17 protein-coding genes are annotated in these 20,322 nt (G+C 69.2%); 1 reads left to right on the forward strand and 16 read right to left on the reverse strand.

The genetic code is table 11. The features are described 5' to 3' along the window. Positions 1 to 79 precede the first annotated feature (79 nt). The 14 genes from nuoN to NQO67_RS38810 all read right to left on the reverse strand — a co-directional run bounded on the left by nuoN (position 80) and on the right by NQO67_RS38810 (position 16,223). Positions 80 to 1,729 (reverse strand): NADH-quinone oxidoreductase subunit NuoN, encoded by a 1,650-nt coding sequence (gene nuoN / locus NQO67_RS38745; protein ID WP_255955196.1) that lies wholly within the window; start codon positions 1,727 to 1,729, stop codon positions 80 to 82. Then, positions 1,726 to 3,297: an NADH-quinone oxidoreductase subunit M gene (locus NQO67_RS38750; RefSeq protein WP_255955197.1), complete on the reverse strand. Its 1,572-nt coding sequence runs from the start codon at positions 3,295 to 3,297 to the stop codon at positions 1,726 to 1,728. The genes nuoN and NQO67_RS38750 overlap by 4 nt, the downstream gene beginning before the upstream one ends. Before the next feature lie 5 nt (positions 3,298 to 3,302). Then, positions 3,303 to 5,198, reverse strand: a complete 1,896-nt coding sequence (gene nuoL / locus NQO67_RS38755; protein WP_255955198.1) for an NADH-quinone oxidoreductase subunit L — start codon at positions 5,196 to 5,198, stop codon at positions 3,303 to 3,305. A 15-nt stretch (positions 5,199 to 5,213) separates the two neighbouring features. Further along, positions 5,214 to 5,513: an NADH-quinone oxidoreductase subunit NuoK gene (nuoK, locus tag NQO67_RS38760; RefSeq protein ID WP_255955199.1), complete on the reverse strand. Its 300-nt coding sequence runs from the start codon at positions 5,511 to 5,513 to the stop codon at positions 5,214 to 5,216. After that, positions 5,510 to 6,328 carry an NADH-quinone oxidoreductase subunit J gene (locus NQO67_RS38765; RefSeq protein ID WP_255955200.1) on the reverse strand — a complete coding sequence of 273 codons (819 nt, stop codon included), beginning with the start codon at positions 6,326 to 6,328 and terminating at the stop codon, positions 5,510 to 5,512. The genes nuoK and NQO67_RS38765 overlap by 4 nt, the downstream gene beginning before the upstream one ends. Beyond that, a complete protein-coding gene (gene nuoI, locus NQO67_RS38770) occupies positions 6,325 to 6,993 on the reverse strand; it encodes an NADH-quinone oxidoreductase subunit NuoI (protein ID WP_255955201.1) in 669 nt (222 codons plus the stop codon). Before nuoI ends, NQO67_RS38765 begins: the two co-directional genes overlap by 4 nt. Then, positions 6,986 to 8,353, reverse strand: a complete 1,368-nt coding sequence (gene nuoH, locus NQO67_RS38775) for an NADH-quinone oxidoreductase subunit NuoH (protein ID WP_255955231.1) — start codon at positions 8,351 to 8,353, stop codon at positions 6,986 to 6,988. Before nuoH ends, nuoI begins: the two co-directional genes overlap by 8 nt. Positions 8,354 to 8,379: 26 nt before the next feature. Then, the gene (locus tag NQO67_RS38780; RefSeq protein ID WP_255955202.1) at positions 8,380 to 10,899 is read right to left on the reverse strand and encodes an NADH-quinone oxidoreductase subunit G; all 2,520 of its coding nucleotides are present in this window, start codon (positions 10,897 to 10,899) and stop codon (positions 8,380 to 8,382) included. Continuing rightward, positions 10,896 to 12,287 (reverse strand): NADH-quinone oxidoreductase subunit NuoF, encoded by a 1,392-nt coding sequence (gene nuoF / locus NQO67_RS38785; RefSeq protein WP_374119273.1) that lies wholly within the window; start codon positions 12,285 to 12,287, stop codon positions 10,896 to 10,898. The genes NQO67_RS38780 and nuoF overlap by 4 nt, the downstream gene beginning before the upstream one ends. Continuing rightward, positions 12,287 to 13,102 carry an NADH-quinone oxidoreductase subunit NuoE gene (nuoE, locus tag NQO67_RS38790; RefSeq protein ID WP_255955233.1) on the reverse strand — a complete coding sequence of 272 codons (816 nt, stop codon included), beginning with the start codon at positions 13,100 to 13,102 and terminating at the stop codon, positions 12,287 to 12,289. Before nuoE ends, nuoF begins: the two co-directional genes overlap by 1 nt. 29 nt (positions 13,103 to 13,131) lie before the next feature. Beyond that, positions 13,132 to 14,457 (reverse strand): NADH-quinone oxidoreductase subunit D, encoded by a 1,326-nt coding sequence (locus NQO67_RS38795; RefSeq protein ID WP_255955203.1) that lies wholly within the window; start codon positions 14,455 to 14,457, stop codon positions 13,132 to 13,134. Between the two features lie 43 nt (positions 14,458 to 14,500). After that, entirely contained in the window at positions 14,501 to 15,244 is a 744-nt protein-coding gene (locus NQO67_RS38800; protein WP_255955204.1) for an NADH-quinone oxidoreductase subunit C, read from the reverse strand. Continuing rightward, entirely contained in the window at positions 15,241 to 15,795 is a 555-nt protein-coding gene (locus NQO67_RS38805) for a NuoB/complex I 20 kDa subunit family protein (RefSeq protein WP_255955205.1), read from the reverse strand. The genes NQO67_RS38800 and NQO67_RS38805 overlap by 4 nt, the downstream gene beginning before the upstream one ends. Positions 15,796 to 15,863: 68 nt before the next feature. Beyond that, positions 15,864 to 16,223, reverse strand: a complete 360-nt coding sequence (locus tag NQO67_RS38810) for an NADH-quinone oxidoreductase subunit A (protein WP_255955206.1) — start codon at positions 16,221 to 16,223, stop codon at positions 15,864 to 15,866. 1,013 nt (positions 16,224 to 17,236) lie between these two features. Here NQO67_RS38810 and NQO67_RS38815 point away from each other — a divergent pair. Beyond that, complete coding sequence (locus NQO67_RS38815) at positions 17,237 to 18,022, forward strand: C40 family peptidase (protein ID WP_255955207.1); 786 nt, start codon at positions 17,237 to 17,239, stop codon at positions 18,020 to 18,022. 160 nt (positions 18,023 to 18,182) lie between these two features. Here NQO67_RS38815 and NQO67_RS38820 read toward each other — a convergent pair whose 3' ends face one another. Further along, on the reverse strand, positions 18,183 to 18,392 hold the full coding sequence (locus NQO67_RS38820) for a hypothetical protein (RefSeq protein WP_255955208.1): 210 nt from the start codon (positions 18,390 to 18,392) through the stop codon (positions 18,183 to 18,185). Positions 18,393 to 18,549: 157 nt separating this feature from the next. Beyond that, positions 18,550 to 20,190 carry a hypothetical protein gene (locus tag NQO67_RS38825; RefSeq protein WP_255955209.1) on the reverse strand — a complete coding sequence of 547 codons (1,641 nt, stop codon included), beginning with the start codon at positions 20,188 to 20,190 and terminating at the stop codon, positions 18,550 to 18,552. Positions 20,191 to 20,322 lie beyond the last annotated feature (132 nt).

Consider the following 20,322-nt stretch of genomic DNA (forward strand, 5'->3'; position numbering starts at 1 on the left):
GGTGACGACCTGACGGTCTCGTCGCGGCTGGTCGCGCAGTTCCCCGCGCCCCTTACCGGGCCACGGCGCAGCAGTGGCCTTACCGCACGAACACCCCCGCCTGGCCCGCCAGGTCCAGGAAGTACTGCGGTGCCACGCCCAGGACCAGGGTGACGATGACGCCGAACGCGATCGCCGTCGTGGTCAGGGGCGAGGGAACCGCGACCGTGGGGCCTTCCGGCTTCGGCTCGCTGAAGAACATCAGCACGATCACCCGGATGTAGAAGAACGCGGCGATCGCCGAGGAGATCACACCGACGATGACCAGCGGGGTGGCCCCGCCCTGCGCCGCCGCCTTGAACACCGCGAACTTGCCCGCGAACCCGGACGTCAGCGGAATGCCGGCGAAGGCCAGCAGGAACACCGCGAAGACCGCCGACACCAGGGGCGAACGCCGTCCGAGACCGGCCCACTTGGACAGGTGGGTGGCCTCGCCGCCCGCGTCGCGCACCAGCGTGACGACGGCGAACGCGCCGAGCGTCACGAACGAGTACGCGGCCAGGTAGAACAGCACGGACGAGACACCGTCGGGGGTCATCGCGATGACACCGGCGAGGATGAAGCCGGCGTGCGCGATGGACGAGTACGCCAGCAGCCGCTTGATGTCGGTCTGGGTGATCGCGACGATCGCACCGCCCAGCATCGTGATGATCGCGACCGCCCACATGACCGGCCGCCAGTCCCACCGCATGCCCGGCAGCACCACGTACAGCAGCCGCAGCAGCGCACCGAAGGCCGCGACCTTGGTGGCCGCCGCCATGAAGCCGGTGACGGGCGTGGGCGCACCCTGGTAGACGTCCGGGGTCCACATGTGGAACGGCACGGCGCCGACCTTGAACAGCAGCCCCATGACGACCATGGCACCGCCGATCAGCAGCAGCGCGTCGTTGCCCATGGTGTTGGCGAGCGCCGGGTCGACGTTGGTCACGGTGCCGTCGACGACCTGCGCGATGGTGGCGTACGACACCGAGCCCGCGTAGCCGTACAGCAGCGCGATGCCGAACAGCGTGAACGCGGAAGCGAAGGCGCCGAGCAGGAAGTACTTGACCGCGGCCTCCTGCGACATGATCCGCTTGCGGCGGGCCACGGCGCACAGCAGGTAGAGCGGGAGCGAGAAGACCTCAAGGGCGACGAACAACGTCAGCAGGTCGTTCGCCGAGGGGAAGACCAGCATGCCGCCGATCGCGAAGAGCACCAGCGGGAAGACCTCGGTGGTGGTGAAGCCGGCCTTGACGGCGGCCTTCTCCCCGTCGCTGCCCGGCACGGACGCGGCCTGTGCGGCGAACGAGTCGACGCGGTTGCCATGTGCCGACGGGTCCAGGCGCCGCTCCGCGAAGGTGAAGACGGCGACCAGGCCGGCCAGCAGGATGACGCCCTGGAGGAACAGCGCGGGTCCGTCGACCGCGATGGCGCCCATGGCCGCGATCCGGCCCTTGTTGGTCGCGTAGCCGCCGGCCGCGAGGCCGATGACCGCCGCGAACGCGGCCGCGAGCGCGACCACGGAGACGAACACCTGCGCGTAGTACCGCGACCTGCGAGGCACGAACGCCTCGACCAGGACGCCGACGACCGCAGCGCAGATGACGATCAGGGTGGGCGACAGCTGCCCGTATTCGATCTTCGGCGCGTCGATCTTGGTGATCGGGTCGGCCGCGGTTGTCCACAGGCTGTGGACGGCTGTTGGGCTCACCGTGCCGCCTCCACCTCGGGCTTGGGGTCCGTCTTATGGACGTCGGACATGGTCTGCTTGACGGCCGGGTTGACCACGTCGGTCAGCGGCTTCGGGTAGACGCCCAGGAAGATCAGCAGTGCGATCAGCGGGGCGACCACCACCAGTTCACGCACCCGCAGGTCGGGCATGGCGGAGACCTCCGCCTTGACCGGACCCGTCATCGTGCGCTGGTAGAGGACGAGGACGTAGAGCGCGGCCAGCACTATGCCGACGGTGGCGATGATGCCGATCACCGGATAGCGCGTGAACGTCCCGACCAGGACGAGGAACTCGCTGATGAACGGGGCGAGTCCGGGCAGCGAGAGGGTCGCGAGCCCGCCGATCAGGAAGGTGCCGGCGAGCACCGGTGCGACCTTCTGCACCCCGCCGTAGTCCGAGATCAACCGCGAGCCGCGCCGCGAGATCAGGAAGCCGGCCACCAGCATCAGGGCCGCGGTCGACAGACCGTGGTTGACCATGTAGAGCGTGGCACCGGACTGGCCCTGGCTGGTCATCGCGAAGATGCCCAGGATGATGAAGCCGAAGTGCGAGATCGAGGCGTACGCCACCAGCCGCTTGATGTCGCGCTGGCCGACCGCGAGCAGCGCCCCGTAGACGATGCTGATCAGCGCCAGCACCAGGATCACCGGGGTCGCCCACTTGCTGGCCCCCGGGAAGAGCTGGAGGCAGAAGCGGAGCATCGCGAAGGTGCCGACCTTGTCGACGACGGCCGTGATCAGCACCGCCACCGGGGCGGTCGCCTCGCCCATCGCGTTCGGCAGCCAGGTGTGCAGCGGCCACAGCGGGGCCTTCACCGCGAAGGCGAAGAAGAACCCGAGGAACAGCCACCGCTCGGTGCTGGTCGCCATGTGCAGGGAGCCGCTCGCCCGGGCGTGGGCGATCTCGGTGAGCGAGAAGCTCCCCGCGACCACGTACAGGCCGATCACGGCGGCCAGCATGATCAGACCGCCGACCAGGTTGTAGAGCAGGAACTTGACCGCGGCGTAGGAGCGCTGGGCGGCCGCGTTCTCGTCGCTGCCGGAGTGCGCCCGGTCCCCGAAGCCTCCGATGAGGAAGTACATCGGGATGAGCATGGCTTCGAAGAGGATGTAGAAGAGGAAGACGTCGGTGGCCTCGAAGGAGAGGATCACCATCGCCTCGACGGCCAGGATCAGGGCGAAGAAGCCCTGCGTGGGCCGCCACCGGCTGCTCTTCGTCTCCAGGGGGTCGGCGTCGTGCCAACCGGCCAGGATCACGAACGGGATCAGCAGCGCGGTCAGCGCCAGCAGCGCCACCCCGATGCCGTCCACGCCGAGTTCGTACCGCACCCCGAAGTCCTTGATCCAGGAGTGCGATTCGGTCAGCTGGTACCGGGCGCCACCGGGCTCGAAGTCGGTGAGCACGATGGCGGCCAGCACGAGGGTGGCCAGCGAGAAGACCAGCGCGAGCCACTTCGCGGCGGTACGCCGGGCGGCCGGCACGGCGGCCGTGGCCACCGCGCCGACGGCCGGCACCGCCGCCGTAGCTGTCAGCAGAGGAAAGGACATCGGTATCAGACCGCCCTCATCAGCAGGGTCGCGGCGACGATCAGTGCCGCACCGCCGAACATCGAGACCGCGTAACTGCGGGCGTAGCCGTTCTGCAGTCGGCGCAGCCGGCCGGAGAGACCGCCGAACGAGGCCGCCGTGCCGTTGACGACCCCGTCGACGAGGGAGTGGTCCAGGTAGACCAGGGAGCGGGTGAGGTGCTCACCGCCACGCACCAGGACCACATGGTTGAAGTCGTCCTGGAGGAGGTCGCGACGGGCCGCCCGGGTGAGCAGCGAGCCGCGCGGGGCGACCGACGGCACCGGCCGGCGCCCGTACTGGAGGTACGCGATGCCCACGCCGATCACCAGCAGCACCATGGTGGCGATGGTGACCTCGGCGGCGCTCACCGGGGAGTTGCCCTCGGCGTGCGAGGTGACGGGCTCCAGCCAGTGCAGGAACCGGTCGCCGATGCCGAAGAACCCACCGGCGAAGACCGAGCCGAAGGCGAGCACGATCATCGGGATCGTCATGACCTTGGGCGACTCGTGCGGGTGCGGCTCGTTGCCGTTCGCGTCGGCCTCCCAGCGCTTCTCGCCGAAGAACGTCATGATCATCACGCGGGTCATGTAGTACGCGGTGATGGCCGCGCCGAGCAGGGCGCACCCGCCGAGGATCCAGCCCTCCGTACCGCCCTTGGCGAAGGCCGCCTCGATGATCTTGTCCTTGGAGAAGAAGCCGGACAGGCCGGGGAAGCCGATGATCGCGAGGTAGCCGAGGCCGAAGGTGGCGAAGGTGACCGGCATGTGCTTGCGCAGGCCGCCGTACTTGCGCATGTCGACCTCGTCGTTCATGCCGTGCATGACCGAACCGGCGCCGAGGAAGAGACCGGCCTTGAAGAAGCCGTGCGTCACCAGGTGCATGATCGCGAAGACGTAGCCGATCGGGCCGAGCCCGGCGGCCAGCACCATGTAGCCGATCTGCGACATGGTCGAGCCGGCCAGCGCCTTCTTGATGTCGTCCTTCGCGCAACCGACGATCGCACCGAAGAGGAGCGTGACGGCACCGACGATGGTGACGACCAGCTGCGCGTCGGGCGCGTTGTTGAAGATCACGCCGGAGCGGGTGATCAGGTAGACGCCCGCGGTCACCATGGTGGCGGCGTGGATCAGGGCCGAGACCGGGGTCGGGCCCTCCATCGCGTCACCGAGCCAGGACTGGAGCGGCACCTGGGCCGACTTGCCGCACGCGGCGAGCAGCAGCATCAGGCCGATCGCCGTCAGCTTGCCCTCGCTCGCGCCGGGCGCCGCGTGCAGCACCGGGCCGAAGGCGAAGGTGCCGAACGTGGTGAACATGAGCATGATCGCGATGGACAGGCCCATGTCGCCGACCCGGTTGACCAGGAAGGCCTTCTTCGCGGCGGTGGCGGCGCTCGGCTTGTGCTGCCAGAAGCCGATCAGCAGGTACGAGGCGAGACCGACGCCCTCCCAGCCGACGTACAGCAGCAGGTAGTTGTCGGCGAGCACCAGCAGCAGCATGGCCGCGAGGAACAGGTTCAGGTAGCCGAAGAAGCGGCGGCGCCGCTCGTCGTGCTCCATGTACCCGATCGAGTAGATGTGGATCAGGGTGCCCACACCGGAGATCAGCAGGACGAACGTCATCGACAACTGGTCGAGCTGGAAGGCGACGTCCGCGCGGAAACCGCCCACCGGCACCCAACTGAACAGGTGCTGGTGGACGGTGCGGGCGTCGGGGTCCTTGCCGAGCAGGTCGGAGAAGAGCACCACGCCGATCACGAACGAGGCACCGGACAGCAGGGTGCCGATGAGGTGGCCGGACCTGTCCAGCCTGCGACCGCCGCACAAGAGCAGGGCCGCCCCGAGCAATGGCGCCGCGACGAGCAGCGCAATCAGGTTCTGCACGATTCTTCCGACCCCTTACAGCTTCATCAGGCTGGCGTCGTCGACCGAGGCCGAATGGCGGGAACGGAACAGCGACACGATGATCGCGAGCCCGACGACGACCTCCGCGGCGGCCACCACCATGGTGAAGAAGGCGATGATCTGGCCGTCGAGATTGCCGTGCAGCCTGGAGAAGACGACGAAGGCGAGGTTGCAGGCGTTGAGCATCAGCTCGACGCACATGAACACGACGATCGCGTTCCGCCTGATGAGCACGCCGGTGGCGCCGATCGTGAACAGCAGGGCCGCGAGATAGAGGTAGTAGACCGGATTCACTTGTTGGATGCCTCCTCGGTCCGCTCCCGCTCCAGGCGGTCGGCAGCACGCTCTTCCAGGGCCTTCAGGTCCTTCAGCGCCTCACCGGACACATCGCGGATCTGACCCCGGTCGCGCAGCGTCTGGCTGACCGTCAGCTCGGACGGGGTGCCGTCCGGGAGCAGGCCGGCGATGTCGACCGCGTTGTGCCGGGCGTAGACACCGGGGGCGGGCAGCGGGGGTACGTGCTTGCCCTCACGGATGCGCTGCTCGGACAACTCGCGCTGGGTCTTGGCGCGCTCGGTGCGCTCACGGTGGGTCAGCACCATCGCGCCGACCGCCGCGGTGATGAGCAGCGCACCGGTGATCTCGAAGGCGAACACGTACTTGGTGAAGATCAGCTGGGCGAGGCCTTCCACGTTGCCGTTGGCGTTGGCCTTGCCGGTGCCGGCGAAGTCCTTGAGGGAGGCGTTGGCGATGCCGGCGACCAGCAGGATGCCGAAGCCGACGCCGCACAGGGCGGCGAGCCAGCGCTGGCCCTTGATGGTCTCCTTCAGGGAGTCGGCGGCGGTGACGCCGACCAGCATCACCACGAAGAGGAACAGCATCATGATCGCGCCGGTGTAGACGACGATCTGCACGATCCCGAGGAAGTAGGCGCCGTTGGCCAGGTAGAAGACCGCGAGGACGATCATGGTCCCGGCCAGGCACAGGGCACTGTGCACGGCCTTCCTCATCAGGATCGTGCCCAGGGCGCCGAGCACCGCGACGACCCCGAGGACCCAGAACTGGAAGGCCTCACCGGTCGACGTGTGGTAGGCGGCGAGATTGCTCATCGGCCGATCACCTTTCCGGATGCCGGTTCACCGGGGCCGAAGTCGGCGGCGGCCTCCTGAGGGGCCTCGCCCTTGGAGAAGGCGACCTGCCGCTCGGTGCCGGGCGCCGCGTGCGTCACCAGGCCGCGGTAGTAGTCCTGCTCGTCGGTGTCCGGGTACAGCGCGTGCGGGCTGTCGACCATGCCCTCCTCGAGCCCGGCGAGCAGCTGCTCCTTGGTGTAGATCAGGTTCTCGCGGCTGGAGTCGGCCAGTTCGAACTCGTTCGTCATCGTCAGCGCGCGGGTCGGGCACGCTTCGATGCACAGGCCGCAGAAGATGCAGCGGGCGTAGTTGATCTGGTAGACGCGGCCGTAGCGCTCGCCCGGGGAGTAGCGCTCCTCGTCGGTGTTGTCCGCGCCTTCCACGTAGATCGCGTCGGCCGGGCAGGCCCAGGCGCACAGCTCGCAGCCGACGCACTTCTCCAGGCCGTCCGGATGGCGGTTGAGCTGGTGCCGGCCGTGGAACCGGGGCGCGGTGACCTTCTCCTGCTCCGGGTACTGCTCGGTCAGCCGCCGCTTGAACATGGCCTTGAAGGTCACGCCGAAGCCCGCCACCGGGTTCTGGAACCCTTCCTGGGGCTGCGGGGACTCTCCGGACTCGATCTGCTTGCGGGGTCGCTCAGCCATCGGACGCCTCCTTTCCGTCACTCACAGTATCGACGCCACCACTGACAACGAGTTCGGGTTCGTCGTCGCCACCCTCCGAGGAGCCCCAGCGCGGGCGCCGCCTCGGCACCGGCGGCATGGTCTGCCCGGGCAGCGGCGGCACGGGGAACCCGCCCGCCATCGGGTCGAAGGCCGGCGGCTCGGCACCGTCCTCGCCCTTGCCGCGGTCCCGGAAGGCGTCGGCGACGAACGACAGCAGCAGCACGACGAGGACCGCGCCGGCGACGTAGAGCACGATGTGCGAGAAGTTGTAGTTCTCGTTGCGCAGCGTCCGCACGGTCGCGACCAGCATCAGCCAGACCACGGAGACCGGGATGAGGACCTTCCAGCCGAGCTTCATCAGCTGGTCGTAGCGGACCCGGGGCAGGGTGCCGCGCAGCCAGATGAAGAAGAACAGCAGCAGCTGCACCTTGATGACGAACCACAACAGCGGCCACCAACCGTGGTTGGCGTTCGCCCAGAAGGTCGTGATGGGCCAGGGTGCCCGCCAACCGCCCAGGAACAGCGTCGTGGAGACCGCGGAGACGGTGACCATGTTGACGTACTCGGCGAGCATGAACATCGCGAACTTGATCGACGAGTACTCGGTGTTGAAGCCGCCGACCAGGTCACCCTCGGACTCGGGCATGTCGAAAGGCGCCCGGTTGGTCTCGCCGACCATCGTGACGATGTAGATCAGGAACGACACCGGCAGCAGCAGGATGTACCAGCGGTCCTGCTGCTGCTCGACGATCCTGGACGTCGACATCGAGCCCGAGTACAGGAACACCGAGGCGAACGCGGCGCCCATGGCGATCTCGTAGGAGATCATCTGCGCGCAGGAGCGCAGGCCGCCCAGCAGCGGGTACGTCGAGCCCGACGACCAGCCGGCGAGCACGATGCCGTAGATGCCGACCGAGGCGATCGCCAGGATGTACAGCATCGCGATCGGCAGGTCGGTGAGCTGCATCGCGGTGCGGGTACCGAAGATCGAGACCTCGTTGTCGGCAGGTCCGAACGGGATCACGGCGATCGCCATGAAGGCCGGGATCGCGGCGACGATCGGCGCAAGGATGTAGACCACCTTGTCCGCGCGCTTGACGATCACGTCTTCCTTGAGCATCAGCTTCACGCCGTCGGCGAGCGACTGGAGCATGCCCCAGGGGCCGTGCCGGTTCGGGCCGATGCGCAGCTGCATCCAGGCGACGACCTTGCGCTCCCACACGATGGAGAAGAGCACCGTCACCATCAGGAAGGCGAAGCAGAACACCGCCTTGATGACGATCAGCCACCACGGATCGCCGCCGAAGGCCGACAGGTCCTCCGCGGCGAGCGGCGTCAGCGCCTGGGGCGCCGCGGCCAGGGGCGTCATGACGTCACCTCCGTGACCTCCTGGGACTCCGGCGCCACCGCCGGGCCGATACGGACGAGTTCACCCGGGCGTGCGCCGGTGTCGGCGGTGATGCCCGCCCCGATGGAGTTCATCGGCAGCCACACCACGCGGTCCGGCATCGGCGTGATCTGCAAGGGGAGCTCGACGGCGCCCTGCGGGCCGCTGACGGCGAGCGCATCGCCGTCCTTGATGCCGGCCTCCGCTGCCGTGGCGGCGGAGAGTCGGGCCACCGCGGCGTGCCGGGTGCCGGCCAACGCCTCGTCGCCGTCCTGGAGCCGGCCCTGGTCGAGCAGGAGCCGGTGCCCGGCCAGCAGCGCCTCCCCGGCGCCGGGGCGCGGCATGGTGGCCGTGGTCTTCAGGGGGTCGCCCGGCCTGACACCGTCCCAGGTGCCGAGACGCTGCACCTCCGCACGGAGCGTGCCCACGTCGGGCAGGCCCAGGTGGACGTCCATCGAGTCGGCCAGCATCTGGAGGACGCGCATGTCGGTGGGGGCCAGCGGGCGGGTCATCTGGTCGGGCTTGAGCGCCGCGTTGAAGGAGCGTGCGCGGCCCTCCCAGTTGAGGAAGGTGCCCGGCTTCTCGGCGACCGCGGCCACCGGGAAGACCACGTCGGCCCGTTCGGTGACCTCGCTGGGCCGCTGCTCGAAGGAGACCAGGAAGCCCACCTCGTCGAGCGCCGCCCGTGCGGCCGCCGGATCCGGCAGGTCGTCCAGGCTGACGCCCGCGACGACCAGGGCGTCCAGCGCGCCGGACGTGGCGGCCTCGAGGATCTGGTCGGTGTCGCGGCCGAAGTGGTGCGGGAGTTCGGCGACGCCCCAGACGCCGGCGACCTCCTCGCGGGCCCGCGGGTCGGTGGCCGGACGTCCGCCGGGCAGCAGCGCCGGCAGCGCGCCCGCCTCGACGGCACCGCGCTCGCCCGCCCGGCGCGGCACCCACATCAGCCGGGCGCCGGTCGCGGTCGCGGTGCGCACCACTGCGGTGAACCCGCCCGGGATGCCGGCGAGCCGCTCCCCGACCAGGATGACCGCGCCCTCGGAGCGCAGCGCCTCGGAGGCCTGGGCGGCCTGCTCGCCGTTCTCCGCGAGGCCGACGCCGCTGGCGAGCGCGTCGAGCCACTCGGTCTCGGTGCCCGGTGCCGCGGGCAGCAGGGTGCCGCCCGCCTTCGTAAGGCCCCGGGAGGCGTGGCTGGCGATCGCGAAGGTGCGCTGGCCGTGCTTGCGCCAGGCCTTGCGCAGCCGCAGGAAGACCCCGGGCGCCTCCTCCTCGGCCTCCAGGCCGACGAGCAGCACCACGGGCGCCTTCTCCAGCAGGGAGTAGGTGACGCCGGTGCCGTCGAGGTCCTTGCCGCGTCCGGCGACCCGGGCGGCGAGGAAGTCGGCCTCCTCGGCGCTGTGCACGCGCGCGCGGAAGTCGATGTCGTTGGTGCCGAGCGCGATCCGGGTGAACTTGCTGTACGCGTAGGCGTCCTCGACGGTGAGCCGGCCACCGGTCAGCACGCCGGTGCGGCCGTGCGCCGCCGTCAGGCCCGCTGCGGCAGCGGCCAGCGCCTGCGGCCAGCTGGCGGCCTCCAGCTCACCGGTCTCCTTGTTGCGGACCAGGGGCCGGGTCAGCCGGTCCGGGCGCTGCGCGTACCGGAACCCGAAGCGGCCCTTGTCGCACAGCCACTCCTCGTTGACCTCGGGGTCCTCGGCCGCCATGCGGCGCATCACCTTGCCGCGCCGGTGGTCGGTACGGGTGGCGCAGCCGCCTGCGCAGTGCTCGCAGATACCCGGCGACGACACCAGGTCGAACGGCCGGGAGCGGAACCGGTAGGCGGCCGAGGTGAGCGCGCCGACCGGGCAGATCTGGATGGTGTTGCCGGAGAAGTACGACTCGAACGGGTCGCCCTCGCCGGTGCCGACCTGCTGGAGCGCACCGCGTTCCAGCAGCTCGATCATCGGGTCGCCGGCGATCTGGTTGGAGAACCGGGTGCAGCGTGCGCACAGCACGCACCGCTCGCGGTCGAGGAGTACCTGGGTGGAGATCGGGACCGGCTTGTCGAAGGTGCGCTTGGTGCCCTCGAAGCGGGAGTTGGCGTCACCGACCGACATGGCCTGGTTCTGCAACGGGCACTCGCCGCCCTTGTCGCAGACCGGGCAGTCCAGCGGGTGGTTGATGAGCAGCAGCTCCATCACCCCGCGCTGGGCCTTCTCCGCGACCGGCGAGGTGACCTGCGTCTTGACGACCATGCCCTCGGTGCAGGTGATGGTGCAGGACGCCATCGGCTTGCGCTGGCCCTCCACCTCGACGATGCACTGCCGGCAGGCGCCGGCCGGGTCGAGCAGCGGGTGGTCGCAGAACCTCGGGATCTCGATGCCGAGCAGCTCGGCGGCCCGGATGACCAGGGTGCCCTTGGGGACGCTGATCTCTGCCCCGTCGATGGTCAGATTAACCAGGTCCTCTGGTGGGGTGGCGGCCGCTGAGCCCCCGGAGGGAGCGCCAGTGATCACCGTCATGCGTTCACCTCCGTGGTGTCGATGGAGCCGTCCGCCCATACGGTCGACCTGGCCGGGTCGAACGGGCAGCTCCGGCCGGTGATGTGCTCCTCGTACTCGTCGCGGAAGTACTTCAGCGAGGAGAAGATCGGCGAGGCGGCGCCGTCGCCGAGGGCGCAGAAGGACTTGCCGTTGATGTTGTCGGCGATGTCGGCGAGCTTGTCGAGGTCGGACATGGTGCCCTTGCCTGCCTCGATGTCGCGCAGCAACTGCACGAGCCAGTAGGTGCCCTCACGGCAGGGGGTGCACTTGCCGCAGGACTCGTGGGCGTAGAACTCCGTCCAGCGGGTCACGGCGCGCACCACGCAGGTGGTCTCGTCGAAGCACTGGAGGGCCTTGGTGCCGAGCATGGAGCCGGCGGCGCCCACGCCCTCGTAGTCCAGCGGGACGTCGAGGTGCTCGTCGGTGAGCAGCGGGGTGGAGGAGCCGCCGGGGGTCCAGAACTTCAGCCGGTGGCCGGGGCGCATGCCGCCGCTCATGTCGAGCAGCTGGCGCAGCGTGATGCCGAGCGGGCCCTCGTACTGGCCGGGGCTGGCGACATGGCCGCTGAGCGAGTACAGCGTGAAGCCCGGGGACTTCTCGCTGCCCATCGACCTGAACCATTCCTTGCCCTTGTGCAGGATCGCGGGAACCGACGCGATGGACTCCACGTTATTGACAACAGTGGGGCACGCGTACAGACCGGCGACAGCGGGGAAGGGGGGACGCAGCCGGGGCTGGCCGCGGCGGCCCTCGAGCGAGTCCAGCAGCGCGGTCTCTTCACCGCAGATGTACGCGCCGGCGCCCGCGTGCACGGTGAGTTCGAGGTCGAGTCCGCTGCCCAGGATGTTCTTGCCGAGGTAGCCGGCTTCGTAGGCCTCGCGTACGGCCTCGTGCAGCCGCCTGAGCACGGGGACGACCTCACCGCGCAGGTAGATGAAGGCATGGCTGGAGCGGATCGCGTAGCAGGCGATCACGATGCCTTCGATGAGGGAATGGGGGTTGGCGTAGAGCAGCGGGATGTCCTTGCAGGTGCCCGGCTCCGACTCGTCGGCGTTGACGACGAGGTAGTGCGGCTTGTTGTCGCCCTGCGGGATGAACTGCCACTTCATGCCCGTCGGGAAGCCCGCGCCGCCACGGCCGCGCAGGCCGGAGTCCTTGACGTAGGCGATGATGTCGTCGGGCTGCATGGCGAGGGCCTTGCGCAGTCCCTCGTAGCCGTCGTGCCGGCGGTAGGTGTCCAGCGTCCAGGACCCGTCCTCGTCCCAGAAGGCCGACAGCACCGGTGCCAGCAGCTTCATGGCGCTGGCCTCCGCCTGCGGCTCGGGCTGGGCGGTGGCGCCGTTGCCGTTCTCGGCTGTCACAGTCATCACTCCCCCTCCTCGGTGACCGGTCCGGCGGGGTGCCCGGGGTCGGACGCCGAGGTCTGCTGCGGCGCGTCATGGGAACTGAGGTGCTCGGCGCCGGGCTGCGGTGCCTGGCGCGGGGCCGCGGCGCGCGGCGAGACGACCCGGGCGGCGGCCGGGGTCTCCCCGCGGGCCAGCTTGAGCCCGATCAGCGACGCGGGGCCCGCGCCACCGGTGGCCTCGACGGCGCCGGGCCGCTCGTCCGGGAAACCCGCCAGGATCCGGGAGGTCTCCTTGAACGTGCACAGCGGGGCGCCGCGGGTCGGCTCGACCTGGGCGCCGGCCCGCAGGTCGTCGACCAGGCGCTTGGCCGACTCGATGGTCTGGTTGTCGAAGAACTCCCAGTTCACCATCAGCACCGGCGCGAAGTCGCAGGCCGCGTTGCACTCGATGTGCTCCAGGCTGATCTTGCCGTCCTCGGTGGTCCCGCCGTTGCCGACGCCGAGGTGCTCCTGGAGGGCGGAGAAGATCGCGTCACCGCCCATCACCGCGCACAGCGTGTTGGTGCAGACGCCCACCTGGTACTCGCCGCCCGGCCTGCGCCGGTACATCGAGTAGAAGGTGGCGACCGCGGTGACCTCGGCGGTGGTCAGGTCGAGCTGGTCCGCGCAGAACTGCATGCCGGTGCGCGAGACATGTCCTTCCTCGGACTGCACCAGGTGCAGCAGCGGCAGCAGCGCGGAGCGGGCGCCCGGGTAGCGGGAGATGATCTCCTTGGCGTCCGCTTCGAGCCGGGCGTGCACGTCGGCCGGGTATGCGGGGGCGGGCAGCTGGGGCATGCCCAGGCTGACGCCCTGTTCTGAGGTGGTCACCGGTCGACGCCTCCCATCACAGGGTCGATGGACGCCACGGCCACGATGACGTCGGCGACCTGGCCGCCCTCGCACATCGCCGCCATGGCCTGAAGGTTGGTGAAGGACGGGTCGCGGAAGTGGACCCGGAAGGGGCGGGTGCCGCCGTCGGAGACGGCGTGCACGCCGAGTTCGCCCTTGGGTGACTCGACGGCCGCGTAGGCCTGCCCGGCCGGCACCCGGAAGCCCTCGGTGACCAGCTTGAAGTGGTGGATCAGGGCCTCCATCGAGGTGCCCATGATCTTCTTGATGTGGTCCAGCGAGTTGCCGAGGCCGTCCGGGCCGAGCGCGAGCTGAGCGGGCCAGGCGATCTTCTTGTCGGCGACCATCACGGGGCCCGGCTCGAGACGGTCCAGGCACTGCTCGACGATCCGCAGCGACTGCCGCATCTCCTCCAGGCGGATCAGGAACCGGCCGTAGGAGTCGCAGGTGTCGGCGGTGGGGACCTCGAAGTCGTAGGTCTCGTAACCGCAGTACGGCTGCGACTTGCGCAGGTCGTGCGGCAGGCCGGCGGAGCGCAGGATGGGCCCGGTGGCGCCCAGCGCCATACAGCCGGCCAGGTCGAGATAGCCGACGTCCTGCATGCGGGCCTTGAAGATCGGGTTCCCGGTGGCGAGCTTGTCGTACTCCGGGAGGTTCTTGCGCATCGTCTTCACGAACTCGCGCACCTGGTCGACCGCGCCGGGCGGCAGGTCCTGGGCGAGACCGCCGGGACGGATGAACGCGTGGTTCATCCGCAGCCCTGTGATCAGCTCGTAGAGGTCGAGAATGAGTTCACGATCACGGAATCCGTAGATCATGATCGTGGTGGCGCCCAGTTCCATGCCGCCGGTGGCGATCGCCACCAGGTGCGAGGAGAGGCGGTTGAGCTCCATGAGCATCACGCGGATGACGCTGGCCCGGTCCGGGATGGCGTCGGTGATGCCGAGCAGCTTCTCCACCGCGAGGCAGTACGCCGCCTCGTTGTAGAACGGCGTCAGGTAGTCCATCCGGGTGACGTACGTGGTGCCCTGCGTCCAGGTGCGGAACTCGAGGTTCTTCTCGATACCGGTGTGCAGGTAGCCGATGCCGCAGCGGGCCTCGGTGACCGTCTCGCCGTCGATCTCCAGGATGAGCCGGAGCACACCGTGCGTGGACGGGTGCTGGGGGCCCATGTTGACGACGAGACGCTCGTCGTCGGCCTTGGCCGCGGACTCCACGACCTCGTCCCAGTCACCGCCGGTGACCGTGTAGACGGGGCCCTCGGTGGTCTCGCGTGCGCCTGCCTGCTGCGCGGACGTCATAGTGGCCTCCCGAAGGAAGTCGTTGAGGGGTGGCGATCGGGAGTCACGTGTACGACCTCCGCTGGTCGGGAGCCGGGATCTGGGCGCCCTTGTACTCGACGGGGATGCCGCCGAGCGGGTAGTCCTTGCGCTGCGGGAAGCCCTGCCAGTCGTCCGGCATCATGATCCGGGTCAGCGCCGGGTGGCCGTCGAAGATCAGGCCGAAGAAGTCGTACGTCTCGCGCTCGTGCCAGTCGTTCGTCGGATAGACGGAGACCACCGAGGGGACGTGCGGGTCCTGGTCCGGGGCGCTGACTTCGAGGCGGATCAGCCGGTTGTGGGTGATCGAGCGCAGGTGGTAGACGGCGTGCAGCTCCCGGCCCTTGTCGCCGGGGTAGTGCACACCGCTCACGCCGGTGCACAGCTCGAAGCGGAGCGCCGGGTCGTCGCGCAGCGTCTTCGCGACGCGCAGCAGGTGCTCGCGTGCGATGTGGAAGGTCATCTCGCCGCGGTCGACGACCGTCTTCTCGATCGCGTTCTCCGGGAGCAGGTCCTGCTCCTCCAGGGCGCCTTCGAGTTCGTCGGCGACCTCGTCGAACCAGCCGCCGTAGGGCCGGGAGGAGGGTCCGGGCAGCCGGATGGAGCGCACCAGGCCGCCGTAGCCGGTGGTGTCGCCGCCGTTGTTGGCGCCGAACATGCCGCGCTGGACGCGGATCTCCTCGCCCTGCTCGCCACGCCGTCCCGGCAGGTTCTGGGCGTTGAGATCCTGCTCCGGATTGGGTTCGTTCTGCTCGTCGTGCCCGCTCACCGCAGGAGCCCCTTCATCTCGATCGTGGGGACGGCCTTCAGGGCCGCCTCCTCCGCCTCGCGGGCCGCCTCCTCGGCGTTCACGCCGAGCTTGGAGGTCTGGATCTTCTGATGGAGCTTGAGGATGCTGTCCATCAGCATCTCCGGACGCGGCGGGCACCCGGGCAGGTAGATGTCCACGGGCACGACGTGGTCGACGCCCTGCACGATCGCGTAGTTGTTGAACATGCCGCCGGAGGACGCGCAGACGCCCATCGAGATGACCCACTTCGGGTTCGGCATCTGGTCGTAGACCTGCCGCAGCACCGGCGCCATCTTCTGGCTCACCCGTCCGGCCACGATCATCAGGTCCGCCTGCCGCGGCGAGCCGCGGAACACCTCCATGCCGAAGCGCGCCAGGTCATAGCGTCCCGCGCCCGTCGTCATCATCTCGATGGCGCAGCAGGCGAGGCCGAACGTCGCGGGGAAGACGGAGGACTTCCGCACCCAGCCCGCGGCCTGCTCAACGGTGGTGAGCAGAAAACCGCTCGGCAGTTTCTCTTCGAGTCCCATAGGCCCTCAGACCCCTCTTATCCCTCGCGTTGTTCCTCTTTGTCCCTCGCGGGTGTCCCTCGCGGGTTTCAGTCCCATTCCAGTCCGCCGCGTCGCCACACGTACGCGTAGGCGACGAAGACGGTCAGTACGAAGAGCAGCATCTCGACGAGCCCGAACACACCCAGGGCGTCGAAAGTGACGGCCCAGGGATAGAGGAAGACGACCTCGATGTCGAAGACGATGAAGAGCATCGCGGTCAGGTAGTACTTGATCGGGAACCGTCCCCCGCCAGCCGGGGTCGGCGTCGGCTCGATACCGCACTCATAGGCTTCGAGCTTGGCCCGGTTGTAGCGCTTTGGACCGACAAGCGCGGCCGTGACCACGGAGAAGATCGCAAAACCTGCTCCGAGGGCTCCCAGTACGAGGATGGGCGCATACGCGTTCACCGCTCCTCGCTCCTCTCAGTCGGCGCTGACACCTACGGCGGCGCCGGGCACGCTCCCCTCTTTACGCAAGGCACCCCGACCACCGGTCCCGGCCGATCTGCATCTCGATCGACCTGCACTCCGGCGATCCGGGACCCCCACCACTCCTCCGTGGAAACCACGAAGATCGTGTTCATGTGAAGCAGGTCACAAGCCCGACAGCGTGCCATCTTATGCCCGCGAGTCTGTGATCTGCGACACGGGGTCCCGGTTAGCTCTTGTGATCTCCACCACCTGACTAATGATCATGAAGCCTGATCAGGAGTGATCTTCATACGCGAAGCCTCCGACTGGTCACCAGAGGTCACATTGCACCGCGTTTCAGCTGGTCGCAGGGGTCGCCCATTACCAAGGGGCGGCATCTTTGCGCAAATTCGCGCTAACGGCAGCCCGTCTGGTATTGGGGCGATTCCTCCCGGCTGATGCGGGGACGACCCGAGTCGTTCCGACTCCAAGGGAAGTGAACGGACAGGGCGTAAGAAGGATGGAGAAGACGGGAGACGGGGTTGTACACAGCGGCAAAGAAGAGGGGCTCGGGCGCGGCGCGAACGGGTGCGTCCGCGCGCCGCGCGACGCCGCGCGGTCGGGTGCAGCACGCGACGCCGGCCCTGTGCGCGCGTTCACGAAGGGTGCACGGCGCTCACCCAGCGTAGGGACCAAGGAGCCGTATCCCCCGACCCCGTTCGGGCGGATCGGGGCCACGGGGAAACGTGACGGTTCCGTGAGGCTGAACACATCGGACGGAGCCGCCGGGAAAAACTGTTTGCCCCGATCCGCCAACAGATGGTAAGTGGCGCGCAATCCGGACGTTTCGTCGAAACTTGATGACCACAGACCCGAGCAACCCTGTCCGCATTGCCCCGTACGGCATCAATAAAGCGCGACACGCCCGGGATTCAGCCCCCTGTGCCTCAACTGTGTCGCACCCCACGTTTCTTGAAGGTAACGGTCGGGCCCTGATAGCGCTTGTACACATGTCCCACACAGCCCACCTACGTAGCCACCGGAAATCCCGCCGCCGCGCCTCGTCCCTCGCGCTGCGCGCCGGGGTGGCCGGTGGCGTCCTCAGCACCCTTGCCGTGGCAGGCGCGTCCAGCCCGGCGAACGCCGCCCCGACCGTGACCGACACCGCCGAGCTGCCCACGCTCACCGGCGGTCTCTCCACGCAGGTCGCCCGGACCGCCGAGGTCACCCAGCAGGCCGCGGACGCCTACGCCACGCAAGCCCTGCGGGATGCCGCCATCGCGAAGGCCGTCAAGGAGGCCGAGAAGGACCAGACCTCCGCCGAGCGCAAGGCGAAGGCCAAGAAGAAGGCGGCGGAGGAAGCCGCACGCCGCGCCGCGGCGGCCGCGTCGCGCTCCAGCGAGCGCACCACGCTCGCTTCCACGGACGTCTCCGTCCCCGGCGGCAGCGTCGGGACCGTGCTGAGCTTCCTGCGGGCGCAGGTCGGCGACGCGTACGTGTCCGGCGGCACGGGACCGAACTCCTGGGACTGCTCCGGCCTGGTCCAGGCCGCCTTCAAGCAGGTCGGCGTCAGTTTGCCGCGCACCTCGCAGGACCAGTCGACCGCCGGCACGTCGGTGTCCGTCTCCAGCGCGCAGCCCGGCGACATCCTGTACTGGGGCGGCGCCGGTTCGGCGTACCACGTCGGGGTCTACCTCGGCGGCGGCAAGTACCTGTCCGCGGCCAACCCGTCGAAGGGCGTCGTCGTCGAGGACCTCTCCGGCTACCCGGCGAGCGGCGCGGTGCGGGTGCTCTGACACGAGCGCTCCCGACACCGCCGGGAGCCCCGAACAACGACATCGGCCTTCAGGACCACCGGTTGTGGTCCTGAAGGCCGACGTCGCTTCGGGCCCTCACTGCCCCGTGGAAACCGGGTGATGCCGGGCTCCGTGGCCGAGTACGTGCCTCAGCCGTGCGTCAGGCGCTCGCCTGGCCCAGCGAAATGTCCGAGACGGTGATGCTGGCGGACTTGAGGGAGCCGCCGGTCAGCATGGGGATGCCGTTCGGGCCGGGGGCGAAGTTGGCGGTCAGGCCGTCCAGGCTGCCGCTGACGGAGAGGCCGCCCGCGATGCCGTCGAGGGCAGCGTCGTCGATCTCGCAGGTTTCCACGCGGGAGGTGTCGCTCATGATGATGAGGGTTCCTTTTCTGGTGGTGGGGCGCAGCGCGTGAAGCACTGCGGCGGGAACCTCTTGCCTGACTCCCGCCTCGCGCGGATCAAAACATGCCTCCAGGCACCCTGGCCCCACCTTTCACCCGCTATTCACAGCAGATTCCGCTTCATGGTCAGGCAGTGCGTGTGGATTGCGTGACCGCGGTGCGACGGCGATTCCGCATAAGCACTGCCGCCGTACCCAGACCGAGGGCGAGCAGCGCGCCGCCGGAGATCAGCAGGATGCCGCCGAGGCCCGTGGACGCGAGCCCTCCGCCGCTCTGGCTGCCGGCCGTCGTGGTGCCGCCGTCGTCCGCCGTGCCGCCCTTGCCGCCGGTGCCGCTGTCCGTGGACTGACCGCCGTCGGCGCCGCCCGCGGTCGCGCCGGTGCCGCCGTCCGTGCCGTCCTCTGCGGTGGCGTTGAGGACGATCCAGGCGGTGTTGTTGGCGGTGTCGGTCTCCCCGCTGTAGAAGCTCGGCAGGTACACCTTGCCCTTGGCGTCGGGGACGACCTTGTCGATCTTCAGCGTGAAGAGGTACGTGCTCGACGCGCCTTCGAGAATGGGCGTGTCGATGGGGCAGGCGTACCCGGCGCCACCCGACTCCGGGAGCTCGTCGACGTGGAAGCAGCCGCTGGGGGTCTTGACGATGCTGGCGCCCTCGGGGGCCTTCACCTCGTAGTGGAGCGGTTCACCGCCGGAGCGCAGCGCGGAGACCCAGGTGGGGCCGTTCTGGAAGCCGACCTTCGCGGTGACCGTGTCGCCCGCGGCGCCCTTGAGCGAGTCGCCGGTCAGGGCGAAGTCGCTGGGGCCATGGCGGGGCAGGTCGATGTCGACGTACTGGGCGTAGTCGTCCGGGCTGGTGCCGGTCGCGGGCCGCAGCGTCAGGTCGGGTCCGGTGCCGGGCGTGTAGTCGCCGGAGGCGAGCAGATCACGGGCCTGCTCGGGGGAGACGGCGGAGAAGCCGTACGTGAAGACGTCGAGCATGGCGAAGTCCGCTGCCTTCACCTTCAGCGGCTCGCTCGCCTCGTACGCGGAGCCGGGCTCGAAGGTGCCGTCGAACGTGCAGAGCGCCTCGGTGCCCCGGTCCAGCAGGGGCCCGTCGTCGACCACCTGGTAGGAGCAGTTCCCGTACGAGTCGGGGAAGCTGAGGCCGCGCGAGCCGTGCACGCGCAGAACGGCGCCGTGGCCGGCGATCGCGCCGGTGTTGCGGAACCCGATGGGGGCGTCGAAGGTGTCGCCCGACGTGAAGTCGTCGGGCTCGTGGACCCGGTGGTTCAGGTACGTGGCACCGCCGACGAGGACGTCGACGTCGAGCGGCGTGAACGCCAGGCCCGCGCCTTCGCCGGTGACGTGGATGGTGCCGAAGTCGCCGGCTGCACTGTCGTCGTCGGTGGTGAGGCGGATGTTGCCGACCTTGTTGGGCCATTCGCCCTGGTACAGCTCGCTGCCGGAGCAGACCACGATCAGCGGGTTGCCGTCCTCGGCGGGGCAGTCGGGAAGCCGCGCGGAGGCGACGCCCGACAGCGCGGACGCGTCGATGCGGATCGTGTAGTCGCCCTGGTGGACGACCGGGACCTCGCCGTCCTCGACCTCGTCGCCCGGAGTCTTCAGGTGGAGGCTGACCTGCGGCTCCTCGGGGTCGGCGCCGTCCAGGGCGAGGTCGACACGGTCCTGACCCGTGATCGTCACGGGCATGGGGTCCGCGGCGTGGGCGGGTGCCCCCGGGCCGATGGCAAGCAGGGACGCGGCAGCCAGCAGTCCGACGACGGCCATCGGCCCGGCGGCTGCGCGCGACCGTCTTCGTCGGGACGCAAGGTGTCTCATAGTGGCTCTCTCGTTCGAAATCATGTGCCCACTACGGGCTCACGGTTTCGACGAACGACCCGCCCGTCTGGTTGTGCGGAA

The organism is Streptomyces odontomachi (assembly GCF_024435355.1).
Lineage (GTDB): Bacteria > Actinomycetota > Actinomycetes > Streptomycetales > Streptomycetaceae > Streptomyces > Streptomyces odontomachi.